Genomic DNA, 15,099 nt, shown 5'->3' on the forward strand with positions numbered 1-15,099 from the left:
GAAGTCACGACCATCACGGTGATGTGCGCACTTCGGGATGATTGTCTCCAGCAAATTCTGTACGTTGTGCCGGGTTGTATCATATGATATGAGCAAGAAGATATGCTGATGCTTGTGGTCATCGTGAAAGAGGTTGTCCGAAAAGGTGGAGGACGGACATGAAAGCGATTGGGGATTTCGTTTTTGGCGTCATCTATTCCGTACAAGAGAAGGCTCGTCGGAAAGGCCGTAAATGGGGCGGCATCCTTCGCGACCCCTCGCAGCGGCAGCAGTGGGAAGAGCGGCTCATTCGCCAAGGCAGCGCCTATCGCAAGGAACTGACGGAAGAACTCGACCGTCGAATCCGCAAGCGTGCACTGCCCGACGCGTTGAAAGTGCCCGGGAAGTCCCACAACGAAATTCGCAACGGTCAGGAAATCTGTTTTTACTCCCTGGCCGACGAGGCTGAACTCAAGGGCATTGTCGTCAACGACACCCTGGTTCAAAACAAGGAGTTCTTCCTCGCCCAAGTCAAACACCCAGACGGCTCGCTGAAAACGTATATTTGCCGCGACTGCGGTGACCAAATCATCGGCGACCGCGAGTTTTGACACGACCTTCTCCACCCGACACGGCGACTCCCGCCTGCTCTGGAGACACAAAATCCAGTCGTCTGGCGAAGAATATAGTATCATAGCCCCCTTGAGGAGTGATGACCATGACAGCCCTCTTTCTCATCGTATCCGTCGCAGCGGTACTGATCGTCCCCAACCTGTTCTTCCGGGCCATGACGCGCCAGCTCGAACAACGGCTGCGCCAATTCAACGAGGCATAAGTCCGCTCTTTTGAAGAAGGGATTTCACACGGCATTCTGGTCACTCGGTGACCGTCGTTGGGCAAATGACCCGCTATAAATGTGTTCTCATTAAATTTCTCCCTTCTCTCGTAATAGAACGATGTACTCTTCCTCAGACATCGGACAGTCCACTAGACGGTATCGCTCAGCCGGAGACAACCGAAGCTGCCATGCCATGTTTTTGAGCAGTTTGCCACCGTACTCTTTTATCCCATGACTCGTTTTCGTGAAAATCGCAGTTTTCTTCCCGTTTACGTACATCCTGAAATTGGCTCAGTAAATGCCCGTAGATACGAATGGGAAGCCTGTGTCGATCTTGCAGGCTCGAGGCAGGGTCACTTCTTCAGCAGCCTCAAGTAGGCCCGCAGAAACGACCCCCATCGGCGCGATGGGCCGTAGTAGCTGCGAATCAGCGTGCGGAACAGTTCATACTTGCCCTGGTAGGGGAACCAGTTGACCTCCCGCGTTCGCCGGCCTTTATCGACCATGACGGAGGTCTGCACGCAGAACGTCCGCAATCCGGCGGTGCTGTGGTAGCGTCCGATACCGCTGGCGCCTTCCCCGCCAAACGGCAAGTCATGGTTGACGATGCTCACAATGACGTCGTTCACGTGCGAATTCCCTGTGATCAACTGCGAAGCGACGCGCCGCCCGCGGCTGAGATCGGCGGTCCAGACGCTGGAGGACAGCCCATACGCCGAGTCGTTGGCGAGACGAACCGCCTCCTCCTCGGTGTCAAATGGGAGAACGGGCAGCACGGGGCCAAAGGTCTCCTCTCGCATGATGCGCATGTCCTGTGTGACGCCGGTCAGGACCATGGGCTCGATAAACTGCCCGCGCGACAAGTCCCACTGCTCCGGCGGCTTCCCCGTGTGGAGCTGGGCGCCGCGGGCGAGGGCGTCTGCAACGTGATCGCGCACGATATCCACCTGATGGCGGAAGGTCATGGCCCCGATGTCGGCGTCGCTGCCGGTCCCCTGCCGCAGCGTGCGAACTGCCGCCACGAGTTTCTGGACAAACACCTCGTAAATCGGCCGCTCCACGTAGATGCGTTCGACGGACGTGCAAACTTGCCCGGCGTTGAGCAGCCCGCCCCACACCGCGGCTTGGACGGCGCGATCGACAGGCGCATCGGCGAAGACAATCATGGGGTCCTTCCCGCCGAGCTCCAACGTCGTCGGAATCAGGTGCTTTGCGGCGGCGGCCTGGATGATGCGGCCGGTCCGGACCGATCCGGTGAAGAAGATGTAGTCCGGCCTGCCTTCCACGAGAGCAGCGCCGAGATCTTTCCCGCCGTGGGCAACCTGCACGACCCCCTGCGGCCAGCCGGTAGAGCGGAACAGCCGCTCCACGATTTGCCCGGTGCGCGGCGTCACTTCCGAAGGTTTCAAAACCACCGTGTTGCCGCCGACGAGGGCACTGAGCATCGGGACGAGCGTGAGCTGCAGCGGAAAGTTCCACGGCGCGATGACCAGGACGACCCCGCGCGGTTTGTATTCTACATAGGAAGATTTGCCGATAAACAGAATGGGTGTCGGCGCTTTTTGCGGCGCCAGGTCCCGCGCAGCGTGCTTTTCGATATGGCGGATGGCCTCCAGCACCGGCAGGATGTCCGTCGTCAGGACTTCTGTGGCAGGTTTGCCGGTCTCCTCGGCAACCTCGCGGGCAAGTTCGTCGAGGTGGTCCACCACATAGGTGCGCAGGCGCGCAAAGTACGACAGCCGCTCGGCAATTTGCGTGGCGCGCCAGGTGGCAAAGGCCGCACGGGCTTGTTGGTAAATCGTCGCTACATCCGCCTCCGGGCAGACGGGCACGTCTCCCAACGGCTGCAGGGTGGCGGGGTTCATCACGGGCAAATGGGTGGCCGTCACGGCTGCACCTCCTGCACATTCGATGATTGATGAGTGGACAACGCGCGTGTTACGTCAGCCGGATATCGACAGACATTTGATTGAAGGCGTAGAATAAAGCATGAAAGCGGTCCCATGACGCAGGCCGCATCCAGCCGTGGACGGCAGGTACCTACCAACCGGTCGGAACTCTGCGGTCAGAAGGACTTGTGACAGACGATGAACGCATCGAAAACGATACTCCCACCATCCTCCCGCCCAGCGAGGTGACAGCGTGCGCCAACCAAATTACGAATATTATAAACGCATTTTTGCGTCCTTGCCAAAGCCGCTCGCGTATGTGGATGTTGACTTGCTCCAGGAGAACATCGCCGCCATTGCACCGCGCAGCCTTGGCAAGCGCATTCGCATCGCCAGCAAATCGGTGCGCTGCAGGGCCGTGCTGCGGCGCATTCTGGACGCGGGCCCGCCCTGCCAGGGCATCATGTCGTACACCGCCGCGGAGGCCATCTTCCTGGCAGACCATGGCTTTGACGACATCCTCCTCGGCTACCCCATCTGGAACGCGGGACGCATAGCAGACATCCTGCGCCGCGTCGGTGAGGGCAAGACCATCACCTGTATGGTGGACAGCCTCGACCACCTTCGCCAGATTGAACGAGTGGCCAAGGACGTCGGCGTGCGCGCCCTCGTGTGCATCGACGTCGACATGTCCACCGAGTTCCCCGGCCTGCACTTTGGCGTCCGCCGCTCCCCGCTGTCCACGGCTGCTGACGTAGAACCCCTGCTGCTGCACGTCGCAGCGTCCAACTCCCTGCAGCTCGACGGCATCATGGGCTACGAAGCCCAGGTCGCGGGTGTCGGCGACCATGTGCCGGGGCAGGCCGTCAAAAACCGCGTGGTCCACTTTTTAAAAACTCGGTCCATTCCGCAGATCGCCGAACGCCGCGCGGCGGTGGTGGAGCTGATTCGAAAAATGAAGCTGCCGCTGCGGTTCGTCAACGGCGGCGGCACTGGCAGCTTGCACACGACATCGCAGGAGGAGGTCGTGACCGAAATCACGGTCGGATCCGGCTTCTTTTCACCCGGCCTGTTCGACAACTACCGCAGCTTTCGCTACCTGCCCGCCGCGGGGTTCGTGCTGGAAATCGTGCGCCAGCCGCGCCCGGACATCTTCACCTGCGCGGGCGGCGGATACACCGCATCCGGTTCACCCGGCTGGGACAAGGTGCCAAAACCTTACCTGCCTGTCGGACTGTCGCTGCTGCCGAACGAAGCCGCGGGCGAGGTGCAGACGCCGTTTCGCTACCGGGGGGAGACCCGGCTTGCCCTGGGCGATCCGATCCTGATGCGCCACGCCAAGGCGGGCGAGCTGTGCGAGCGGTTTGCGGTGCTGCACGCCATTTCAGACGGCCGCATCGTCGATGTGTGGCCGACCTACCGGGGGGATGGACAGTGCTTCCTGTGAAAGCGGCGCAGCAGTGGACGAACTGGTCAGGGATTGTCGCTTGTACCCCCGCCCAAGTGGTGTATCCGACGTCTGTCGAGGAGGTGGTCTCGCTCGTCCAGTGGTGCAACACCACGGGGCACCGGCTGCGCGTCGTCGGGTCGGGCCACTCTTTCACCCCGCTGGTTCAAACCGACGACGTGCTGGTCTCGCTCGACCGCATGTCCGGCCTGGTGGAGGTGGATACCGCGGCACGGACGGCGGTCGTGTGGGCGGGCACGAAGCTGAAACGCCTCGGAGAGCTGCTGCATCGCCACGGCCTCGCGCAGGAGAACCTCGGCGACATCAACGTCCAGTCCATCGCTGGCGCCATCAGCACCGGGACACACGGCACAGGGACTGCCTTTGGCACCCTCGCCACCCAAGTCATCGGCCTGAAGGTGGTGCTCGGGAATGGGACCGTGATGGACTGCTCGGAGGAAGAACACCCGGAATTGTTCAAGGCGATGCAGGTCTCGTTCGGGGCGCTCGGTGTCATTGTGCAGGTCAAACTGCGCCTGGTACCGTCGTTCCGCCTGAAGTATGTCACAGGGCGGATGAAGCTGGACGACTGCCTGCGCAGCCTGGACACGCTTTGTCAGCAGAACCGTCACTTTGAATTCTACTGCTTTCCGTACAGTGACACCGTGCAGGTCAAGTTCATGAACGAAACCCATGAACCAGTGACACAGCGCGGGTGGAAAGACTATTGGAACAAGATTGTCATGGAAAATCGTCTGTTTTGGGTGCTGTCGGAAGCCTGCCGGCTGGTGCCCGCGCTGACGAAACCGGTGAGTCGGTTGTCGGCCGCGAGCGTCCCGGTGTTTGAGGAAGTCGCGTACAGCCACGAATTGTTCGCGACGCCCCGGCTCGTCCGCTTCAACGAGATGGAGTACAACATTCCGGCAGCGCACATGGCCGAGGTGATTCAAGAGGTGCTGGCGTGCATTGAGCGGGAGCGTATCGCCGTGCACTTCCCCATCGAGTGCCGCTTTGTCCGCGCCGACGACATCTGGCTGAGCCCGGCGAGCGGGCGGGAATCGGGGTACGTTGCGATTCACATGTACCGCGGCATGCCGCACGAACGGTACTTCCGCACAGTGGAGCAGATTTTTCTGCGCTGCGGCGGCCGGCCGCACTGGGGCAAACTGCACTACCGAACGGCCGAGGACTTCCAGCAGATGTACCCGATGTGGGACGAATTTCGCCGCGTGCGGCTGGCGGCGGACCCGAACGGCGTGCTGCAAAACGACTATTTGGCGGTGCTGTTTGGAGGGCGTCTGGATGCGAGTGGGGACCCAAACGCAAAGGCAGCGCAAACCGCAGCCACGTTCGAAAGGGAGTGAGCGGCGTGCGTCAGGGCGATGGGAGCGCGGACGGAGTGAGTGCGGGCGAAGCGGGCGGGGTGCGGAGGGGTGAAGCGGGCGGTACCGTGCAGCCCGACCGCGGTGCGCAGGAGAAATCTCGCTGGAGCCTCATTTTCGGTTTTGCACTCGTCACCGCGGCGACGCAGGTGTTGTGGGTGACGTTCACCCCGATGACCACCCAGACAGCACAATGGTACCACGTGTCCGCTGGCGCAGTCGGCTGGCTGTCAGAAGTGTTTCCGCTGCTGTACGTGGTGCTTGCGCTGCCCTTCGGGGTCCTGACCGACCGTTGGTTTCGGGGATCGCTGGCAGTCGGCGCGACGTTGACCCTGGCCGGTGCACTCGTTCGCATCCTGCCGAGCTTCACATGGGCGCTCGTCGGGCAGATCGTCGTGTCGGTTGGGCAGCCCCTGGTCATCAACGCGATCAACAAAACCGCCGCCCGGTACGTGGCGCCGAATCAGCGCCCGACCGCGATCGCCGTGGGGTCCGCCAGTATGTTCCTCGGCATTTTCATCGCCATGCTGTCCGGCCCCCTCCTCCTGCCGCTGGGCATGCCGGTGGTGCTGTGGAGCCAGGGCCTGTTTGCGGTGGTCGGCGGCGTGTGGCTGCTGTGGGCGCTGCGGACACGCCCGACGTACGGCGAGCCGGTACAGAACGAGGTCGAGACGCCGAACGGAGAGCCCGCGCGGGAGCGGGCGGGCATCCGACAGGTCTTCGCCGATGCGTCGATCCGCACGCTCTGCCTCCTCCTGTTTGTCGGCTTCGGCTGGTTCATCGCCGTCACCACGTGGCTGCAGGTGCTCGTGGCAGGGCATGGGGTCGGCGATGTGCAGGTCGGGATCGCGCTGGCCATCATGACAGCCGCCGGCATTGCCGGTGCGGGCGCGCTCCCTGCGTGGGCGATTCGAACCGGGCGGTCGCGCCTCGTCGTCCAGTTCTCCCTCGCCTTCGCGGTGGCGAGCCTCCTTGCGATTTGGGTCGGACGTCCGTTCTGGCTGATGACCCTGCTGCTTGCGGCGGCGGGATTTCTCTTGCTCGCGGACCTGCCGATTGTGCTGTCCACGGTCGAGATTCACTGCCCGCCGAACCAAGTCGGCACCGCCAGCGGCCTGCTGCTGCTGTTCGGCAACCTGGGCGGCATCGTGTTGGCGTTGCTCGTGCAGGTGTTGGTGGGGAGTCCGCACGTGGCGATTGGCGTACTGGTGATGGTGAGTCTTCTGGCGATCCCGCTGGCCCGCCGCTTTCCACTGGTGTCTGCGGTAACGCGCGCCGATGCTGGCGGAGTGCGTGGGCCGGATGGGCAGGGCGGAACCGACGGGCCGGGTGGCCCAGCTTAAGGCGTGTTTCCTGCCTTAGGCGGCCGCGAGCGGGCCGGGCGGCCGTCGCATAAGGCACCTTTCCTTCCTAATCGGAGGTCCGGTCATGCCGGACCATCCACCTTACGGCGCCTTTCCTGCCTTAGGTGGCCGGGAGCGGGCCGGGCGGCCGTCGCATAAGGCACCTTTCCTTCCTAATCGGAGGTCCGGCGCGGCCGGACCATCCACCTTACGGCACCTTTCCTTCCTTAGGTGGCCGCGGGCGGGCCGGGCGGCCGTGGCATAAGGCACCTTTCCTTCCTAATCGGGGGTCCGGCGCGGCCGGACCATCCACCTTACGGCGCCTTTCCTTCCTTAGGTGGCCGCGGGCGGGCCGAGCGGGCCGGGCGGCCGTCGCATAAGCCACCTTTTCTTCCTATTCGGAGGTCCGGCGCGGCCGGACCATCCACCTTACGGCGCCTTTCCTGCCTTAGGCGGCCGCGAGCGGGCCGGGCGGCCGTCGCATAAGGCACCTTTCCTTCCTAATCGGAGGTCCGGCCATGACGGACCATCCACCTTACGGCGCCTTTCCTGCCTTAGGTGGCCGGGAGCGGGGTCGCACCCCAACGCCCACTGGCGCCCCGACGCCACTCGCCACCCAGCGCCACTGGCACCTTCCCTCAAAAAAGGCGCCCTCCCGTAAAGGAGGGCGCGCTCATTCATCTGAGGTCGGATTATCCGACGCAGATGTGGAGGCGATGTCCTCGTCCCACGGCGCTCCGTCTGCCGTCAGTCCATCGATCCACAAAATTTCATCCACATTCTGCTCTCCTTGACCCGACAACGGACGCCACAACATGGCCACTCACCTCCTACGAGGAGGATGAGCATTTTATGGATAACTCATGCAACATTTGGATATCCGCCCAGTCCCATCACGGAGCGCACTCGCCGGCCCTCCTTCGCTCGGTGCAACAACCCGCATTTTCGTAGATTCATAGACGCGGCACCTTCCACGACAAGGCATCGCCATCCCCCGCCTTCCGGCATCCTCCAAATCTGCCAGGGCGAATCTATCAATCGTGTTCGGCAGCCTGGCTCCCTCCAGCCCCACAAGACAGGCCGCGGCGCGAAACCTATCTACCGTTCGGTCGGATCCCGGCGACTATATGAAATTTTTCATTGAAGCGATTTCATCGGATCGCGCCTTGCATACTTCGCTGCGCGCTCTACTACATATCAAACGACAGTGCTGCTTCGACTGTAGTTTGAAACAAGGGGGATGCCCGCGTTGCACACAAACCGCCTTCCTGGAGACGTCCAAACCGACACCCTGACAGACACCCCATCCGGGGCCAGCCACCTGGGTGCCTCTGCGCATGCGCCCGCCCGGCACCCATGGCCGGATGCGGCGAACGGGCCCCATGACGCCAACTCATCCAATCCCGCCAACTCATCCAATCCCGCCAACTCATCCAATCCCGCCAACTCATCCAATCCCGCCAACTCGTCCAATCCCGCCCACCTGCCCGCTCCCGCCGCCTTGTCCAATCGCGCCGACCTGCCCCACCCCGCCGACGACGAATCCTGGCAGCGCCGCCGCGGCGAAGACGTTCTGGTCGCGATGACGGTCAATCCGCACACCGCGCACGTATACTGGGATCTCGACTGGCTCAAGCAACGCCTCCTCGCCGACTACCTGGCACGCCCGTGGCACGACGTTCGCAAGGTCCTGCGCGTCTGTGATGTGACGTGGATCACGTTCGACGGCGAAAACGCCCACGCCGCCCGCGACATTGTGCTGAACGCCGATGCGGACAACTGGTACGTCACGGACCTCGCGGCCGGGCGCGACTACGTGTTTCTCTACGGCGTGGCGACGCACGATGGAGACTTTCTCGCGTTGCTTCGCTCGAACACCGTGCGGACTCCCCGCGCCCACGCGACAACCGGACAACAACGGTACACCGGACCCAAGGTCTGCTTTCAGGCGCTCCCCGCCAGACAGACGCCGACACTGACCAGCGGCCTCACACCTGCGCTGACCGACGGCCCGTCGACCGCGCACAACGGCGCCCACTCGCCCGCGCCCCAGAGCGCACGCTGGCAGGGGCTGTTTACCGGCTACACCCTGCATGCGCCTGCCGGCCTGCTGAATGACCATTCCAATCCGTCACGCACCGATCCCCTTGAAGAGGAGCAAACTGCATGCCCGTAGGATATTTGTGTTTTGCATTACATGCTCATCTGCCGTATGTACGGCACCCTGAACGCCCGCACGCGCTGGAAGAACGCTGGCTTTTCGAAGCCCTCACGGAGACCTACCTCCCGCTGACCATCGCCATGACACGCTGGACGCAAGAGGGCATCGACTGGCACATGGCGCTGTCGGTCTCCCCTACCCTGGCAGCCATGCTGCGCGACCCACTTCTGCAGGACCGCTACAGCGCATACCTCGACCGTCTGATTGAACTCGCCGAAGCGGAGAAGACGCGGCTCGCGGACGATGCGGACTTTCGCCACCTGCCCATCTTCTACCTCGGCCGGCTGCGTGAAATGCGAGGTGCATACCGTGCGTTCGATCGCGATCTGACCCGCATCTGGTCCCACCTGGAGGCGCTTGGGCACCTGGAGTTGTTGACGACTGCGGCGACGCATGCCTTCCTGCCGCTGGTCCGCACGGAGGAAGCGCTCAAGGCGCAGATTGAAGTGGCGATGATCCATCATAAAGCGGTGTTTGGCCGAGCACCGCGCGGCATGTGGCTGCCCGAATGCGCGTATCGTCCCGGAATCGACGAGCTGCTGCGCTCATACGGCATCGTCTATACGTTCGCCGAGACGCAGGGGGTGCTGAACGCGGACCCGCCGCCGGTGTTCGGCGTGTACGCCCCCATCCTCACCCAGGGCGGACTGGCGGTGTTCGGGCGCGATGCAGAAAGCAGCCGCCAGGTTTGGAGCAGCACCGACGGGTACCCCGGCGACTTCGACTACCGCGAGTTCTATCGGGACATCGGGTATGAGCGTCCCTTCGAGGAAGTGCAGGTGTGCTTGCCGGAGGGGATCCGCACGGACACGGGACTCAAGTACTGGCGCATCACCGGCCATCCACATGACAAAGCGCCGTACCAGCCGCAGTGGGCGCGGGAAAAGGCGGCGCAGCACGCGGGGCACTTCCTGTGGTGCCGCCAGCAGCAAATGGCGCACCTGGCGGACAAGATGGGCCGCCCGCCCATTGTCACGGCTGTGTACGATGCCGAATTATTCGGCCATTGGTGGTACGAGGGGCCGGAATTTCTCGACATGTTGGTCCGTAAAATGCACTACGACCAAACGGAAATCGCGTTTGCGACGCCCTCGCAGTGCCTCTCGCTGTGCGCCGACTGGCAGACGTGTTACCTCGACATGAATACGTGGGGCCGCGACGGCTATGCGGACGTCTGGGTCAATGCCTCGAACGACTGGATTTACCCTGCGTTGCACCGCATGGAACACACGATGATTCAACTCGCCGCCGCGCACCCATTCGCAAGCGGACTGCGCAAGCGCGCGCTCAATCAGGCAGCCCGTGAGCTGATGCTCGCCCAAAGCAGCGATTTTGCGTTCATCATGGATCACCGGACGGCGGTGGATTACGCCGTTCGCCGGACCAAACTTCACGTGAACCGCTTCGAACGGCTGGCACAAATGGTCGAGGAAGACCAGTACGACGTCGGGTTGCTCGACGAGATCGAACGGCGCGATAACCTCTTCCCGGCCATCGACTATCGCGTGTACCGCTCGCGAAACGCCGCGGCCGGGGCGAAAGCCGGCTCCGTGACGGGTGCGGAGGCGGTCAGCGCCGGTACCAGGCCCCATGCCGCACGGCCCACCGTGCTCATGCTGGCTTGGGAGTATCCGCCGCTCATCGTGGGTGGCCTCGCCCGTCATGTGGGCAGCCTGGCGGAGACGCTCGTGGAGATGGGCTGGGACGTCCACGTCATCACGCGGTCGGACGCCGCCGCTCCCCCCGCCGACGCCTCGCACCCCGGCGCCGTCGCTCTGGGTGCCGATGAGGCGGAAGTGGTCAACGGGGTGACTGTGCACCGCGTGTCGGTCACGCGCCCGCACGGGGGCGGTTTTCTCGACTGGGTGCTGCAACTCAACCTGGCGATGCTCGACAGGGCCCGCCAGCTGCTTGGCACGGGAGTGCGCATCGACGTGCTGCACGCCCACGACTGGCTGGTGCACCGAACCGCGAAAGCGCTGAAGGAAATCAGCGGCGTCCCGCTCGTGTGCACCATGCACGCGACCGAGCATGGGCGCAACGGCGGGATTGTCTCCCAGCTCCAGCGCCGTATTCACCACGAGGAGTGGTCGCTCACTTACGACGCCGCCCGCGTCATTGTGTGCAGCCAGTTTATGCGGGACGAAGTCATCCGCCTGTTTTCGCTGCCGGACGACAAAGTCGCGGCCATCCCAAACGGCATCACAATGGCGCCATCGACGGATTCGACCGCGGCTTCAATCGCGGCCGCCACAGCTGCCCCTGTCGACGCGCGGCCGACGGTGCTCTACATCGGCCGCATGGTGCGGGAGAAGGGCATCCACGTGCTACTGGAGGCCGCCGTACACATCCGGGCCGCCGTGCCGGACGTCCGCTTCGTGTTGATCGGCCGCGGGCCCATGGAGGACACGTTGCGGCACCAGGCACACCGGCTCGGGCTGGACGGCGCGGTCGACTTTCTGGGCTTCGTCTCCGATGCCGATCGCGACGCTTGGCTCCAGGCCGCCGACGTTTGCGTGTTCCCCAGCCTGTATGAGCCGTTCGGAATCGTCGCCCTGGAGGCGATGGCGGCCGGGATCGCCGTCGTCGTCTCCGACACGGGCGGGCTTCGCGAAATTGTCACCCACGAGGTGACGGGACTGACGGCCTACCCCGGCCATGCGATGTCGCTGGCCGACCAGACGGTACGTCTGCTGCAAGACCGCGATTTGGCGGAGAACCTGGCCCGGCGCGCACGTGCAATGGTGCGCGAGCGCTACGCGTGGCAGACAGTCGCAGCGCGCACTGCCGAGGTCTACGAACACGTCCTTCAATCTGTTCGACATGAGGAGGCACCCACAGGATGAAGGCTGTCATCATGGCTGGAGGCCGCGGATCACGATTGCTTCCGCTGACCAAACACCTCCCGAAACCGATGGTTCCGCTGCTCGACCGCCCTGTGATGGAGTACATCGTGGAACTGCTCGCCACGCACGGATTCCGCGACATCGGCGTGACGCTCGGGTATATGCCTGACCCGATTCGGTTCCACTTTGGGGACGGCCGCAAGTTCGGCGTCCACATCACCTACAAGGAAGAACCCACACCGCTGGGCACAGCCGGCGGCGTCAAGCACATCGCGCACGACTACCGGGAAACCTTCGTTGTGATGAGCGGGGATGCGCTGACCGACATGAACCTCACGGCGGCGCTTGCTGCGCATCGTCGATCCGGCGCATGGGCGACGCTGGTCCTGTCGAGGGTGAGTTGTCCGCGCGGCTACGGGGTAGTGTCCCTGCAGCGGGACGGCGCGGGTCGAGATGGCATCCTTCGGGACGGGGCGAGTCGGGATGGGGCGAGTCGGGATGGGGGCCTTCCGGACGGGGCGATGCGTGACGGCGCCATCGCGGAATTTATCGAGAAGCCGCAGACCTGGGACGAGGGGCGCACCTACACGGTCAACACCGGGGTCTATATCCTCGAGCCCCGCATCCTCGACTACATCCCGTCGGACCAGCCCTATGACTTTGGCAGCCAGCTGTTCCCCCGTCTGCTGGACATGGGGGCCCCGCTTTACGGGCACGTCATGGATGGGTACTGGTCTGACATCGGCACCCTCCTGCAGTACTACCAGAGTCAGCTGGACATGATCCACGGACGGGTTCAGGTCCGGCTGCCGACCGAGATCATGGAGAAACTTGGGGTCGCTGAAGGCCTCGCCGAGGGCGCATCCGGCGCGTGAGGGGCCGGGGGCGGGGGCTTTCGCGACCGGGGGCCGGGGGCCCCTCCGCTTAGTGGACAATTTGGTACTGGCCGCCGGCGTAAGGAAGGAAAGGCGCCTTGTGTGCCTAGCTAAGCTAGGCGCAACTTGTTGGTGAAAGTCCAACCGAGGTAGGGACCAAGCCGCCTCGTAGCTAGCAGGCATCTGGCGGTGAGAGCCTAAGGATGAAGCCCTGTGAAAAAAATCCTAGAAAATAGGTGAAGCAAACCTGCAGGCTGTAACATGAAGTGAATCCTGCCGCATCGTTATAACTGACCCGAAAGGGACAAGAGGGAGCCGAGCCCCGAGGGTACGGGTGAAGGCCATGGAACACACGAAGATCTTGGATGAGCAGTGTGGAAGAACCCTCCGGTGTATGGGGAACGGCATGCAGGGACAGTTGCGTCTGGAACTAGGGAGACCCTACCCCGCACGGCAATAGCCGTAAAGCGTGAGCCTATAAGCCGAAGAGGTGAAGTGGCGAGCGGCGGAGAGGGAGTCGGAGGGGGCCATAGTACCGAAGAAGCGGAGCAACATAACTCCGTGGAGGGAAGGGCGTGCACGAGCACACTACCCCGCTTTGTTCACGGGTATCTGAGGGAGGTAAGAGCGAGTGAATGCAGTGAACACTGCTAACTACACCAAAGTAAAAGCTCGAGAACTCCAAAGAACCCTCTACCTTGCTGCGAAGGCGAATGCCAAGCGAAGGTTTCATTCCCTGTATGACAAGGTATACAGGTCGGACGTGCTGTGGGAAGCATGGAGACGAGTCAAGGCAAATCGAGGAAGCGCGGGAGTGGATGGGGTAACCATCCGACACATCGTGGAGGAGTACGGAGAAGAACAGTTTGTGCGGGAGACACAGGATCTGCTGAAAAAGGGCACATATCGGCCGCTGCCAGTGCGGAGGAAGAACATCCCGAAGGCGGATGGCAAGGAAAGGCCGCTGGGGATACCGGTCATCCAGGACCGTCTGGTGCAGATGGCGTCGAAGATGGTGCTTGAGCCCATATTCGAGGCGGATTTCAAAGACTGCTCGTTTGGGTTCCGACCCAAGCGCAGTGCCAAAGACGCTATACAACGAATTCAGCGGACTGTGAATTACGAGAATACCTATTGGGCTGTCGATGTGGACATCTCAGGGTATTTCAACAACATCCCGCACGACAAGTTACTCATGCTGGTCAAGCAAAGAGTGAGCGACCGGCGGGTACTCAAGCTCATCAGGCAATGGCTCAAGGCCGGGTACGTGGAAGAAGGCCTGTTCCACGAAACGGAATTGGGAAGTCCGCAGGGGGGAGTCATCTCGCCACTGCTGGCGAACATCTACCTGAACTACCTCGACACCGTGTGGGAGAGGAATTACACGCACCTCGGTAAACTGGTACGATACGCCGATGACCTTGTGATTCTGTGCCACAAGAAGGCTGATGCGCTCAAAGCCATCCAAGTCCTGAAGGCGGTGTTTCAGCGGCTGGAGTTGCGCATGAACCGGGAAAAGTCCAAGCTGGTAAGCCTTTGGCCGGGAAAGCCGGGATTCGACTTTCTGGGACACCATCACCGGTACATGCCGATGATGCGACCGGGGGGACGGGTGTGGAACGCGTTTCGGAGCTATCCGTCGAAGAAGTCCATGAAGAAGATGAGGGACAGAGTGCGAGAGGAACTTGCCCCACGAAACCGCCTGTACTGGACCGTACAACAGGTGGTAAGCAGGCTGAACCCCATTATCCAAGGATGGACGAATTACTACACGGCGGCGGACCCGAAGGCGAGCAGGAAATTTCTTGCCAAGATAGACTGGCACATCTCACGACGACTGATACTGTATTGGCGCAAGAAGTACAAGCGCAGCCGAAAGAGCCAATCTGAGATTATGAAGGCATTTCGGGGCATGGGACTGAAGTCTGTAACAGGCTATGGTGCGTAGCTATAGGGCGCAAGGTGAAGAACATCGGAAAGCCGTATGAGGGAAAACCTCACGTACGGTTTGATGAGGAGGGGCTGGTTGCCCAGCCCTTTACTCTACAAAATCGATGGTCCGGCCCCGCCGGACCTCCGATAGGGTAGATAGGGTGCCCTATGCCCCCGGGCCCCCTCCCCCTGGCGACCGCTTTGGGCAGGAAAGGCGCCTTAAAGTCGATGGTCCGGCCTGCCGGACCTCCGATAGGGTAGATAGGGTGCCCTATGCCCCCGGGCCCCCTCCCCCTGGCGACCGCTTTGGGCAGGAAAGGCGCCTTAAAATCGATGGTCCGGCCCTT

At 62.4% G+C, this 15,099-nt stretch carries 10 protein-coding genes; 8 read left to right on the top strand and 2 right to left on the bottom strand.

Features of this window, described 5'->3' with window-relative positions; genetic code table 11:
• Window positions 1-158 precede the first annotated feature (158 nt).
• On the top strand, window positions 159-590 hold the full coding sequence (locus tag JI721_RS04665; protein WP_274456903.1) for a hypothetical protein: 432 nt from the start codon (window positions 159-161) through the stop codon (window positions 588-590).
• A 580-nt stretch (window positions 591-1,170) separates the two neighbouring features.
• Here the strand turns inward: JI721_RS04665 and JI721_RS04670 are convergent.
• Window positions 1,171-2,706, bottom strand: a complete 1,536-nt coding sequence (locus JI721_RS04670) for an aldehyde dehydrogenase family protein (RefSeq protein ID WP_274456904.1) — start codon at window positions 2,704-2,706, stop codon at window positions 1,171-1,173.
• A gap of 253 nt (window positions 2,707-2,959) precedes the next feature.
• Here JI721_RS04670 and JI721_RS04675 point away from each other — a divergent pair, with 253 nt between their 5' ends.
• The 3 genes from JI721_RS04675 to JI721_RS04685 are packed head-to-tail and all read left to right on the top strand — an operon-like array spanning window position 2,960 to window position 6,878.
• Window positions 2,960-4,153 (top strand): amino acid deaminase/aldolase, encoded by a 1,194-nt coding sequence (locus JI721_RS04675; protein ID WP_274456905.1) that lies wholly within the window; start codon window positions 2,960-2,962, stop codon window positions 4,151-4,153.
• Window positions 4,141-5,517 (top strand): D-arabinono-1,4-lactone oxidase, encoded by a 1,377-nt coding sequence (locus JI721_RS04680; protein WP_274456906.1) that lies wholly within the window; start codon window positions 4,141-4,143, stop codon window positions 5,515-5,517. The genes JI721_RS04675 and JI721_RS04680 overlap by 13 nt, the downstream gene beginning before the upstream one ends.
• A gap of 5 nt (window positions 5,518-5,522) precedes the next feature.
• Window positions 5,523-6,878 (top strand): MFS transporter, encoded by a 1,356-nt coding sequence (locus JI721_RS04685; RefSeq protein ID WP_274456907.1) that lies wholly within the window; start codon window positions 5,523-5,525, stop codon window positions 6,876-6,878.
• 673 nt (window positions 6,879-7,551) lie between these two features.
• Here JI721_RS04685 and JI721_RS04690 read toward each other — a convergent pair.
• A complete protein-coding gene (locus JI721_RS04690; protein ID WP_274456908.1) occupies window positions 7,552-7,695 on the bottom strand; it encodes a hypothetical protein in 144 nt (47 codons plus the stop codon).
• A 432-nt stretch (window positions 7,696-8,127) separates the two neighbouring features.
• Here JI721_RS04690 and JI721_RS04695 point away from each other — a divergent pair, with 432 nt between their 5' ends.
• The 4 genes from JI721_RS04695 to ltrA all read left to right on the top strand — a co-directional run bounded on the left by JI721_RS04695 (window position 8,128) and on the right by ltrA (window position 14,768).
• On the top strand, window positions 8,128-9,054 hold the full coding sequence (locus JI721_RS04695; protein WP_274456909.1) for a DUF4912 domain-containing protein: 927 nt from the start codon (window positions 8,128-8,130) through the stop codon (window positions 9,052-9,054).
• Window positions 9,045-11,945, top strand: a complete 2,901-nt coding sequence (locus JI721_RS04700; RefSeq protein WP_274456910.1) for a 1,4-alpha-glucan branching protein domain-containing protein — start codon at window positions 9,045-9,047, stop codon at window positions 11,943-11,945. Before JI721_RS04695 ends, JI721_RS04700 begins: the two co-directional genes overlap by 10 nt.
• Window positions 11,942-12,820, top strand: a complete 879-nt coding sequence (locus JI721_RS04705) for a nucleotidyltransferase family protein (RefSeq protein ID WP_274456911.1) — start codon at window positions 11,942-11,944, stop codon at window positions 12,818-12,820. Before JI721_RS04700 ends, JI721_RS04705 begins: the two co-directional genes overlap by 4 nt.
• 631 nt (window positions 12,821-13,451) lie before the next feature.
• Window positions 13,452-14,768, top strand: a complete 1,317-nt coding sequence (gene ltrA / locus JI721_RS04710) for a group II intron reverse transcriptase/maturase (RefSeq protein ID WP_274456680.1) — start codon at window positions 13,452-13,454, stop codon at window positions 14,766-14,768.
• Window positions 14,769-15,099: the final 331 nt, after the last annotated feature.

Origin of the sequence: Alicyclobacillus cycloheptanicus (assembly GCF_028751525.1) — a bacterium.
In the GTDB taxonomy this organism is placed as follows: Bacteria; Bacillota; Bacilli; order Alicyclobacillales; family Alicyclobacillaceae; genus Alicyclobacillus_L; species Alicyclobacillus_L cycloheptanicus.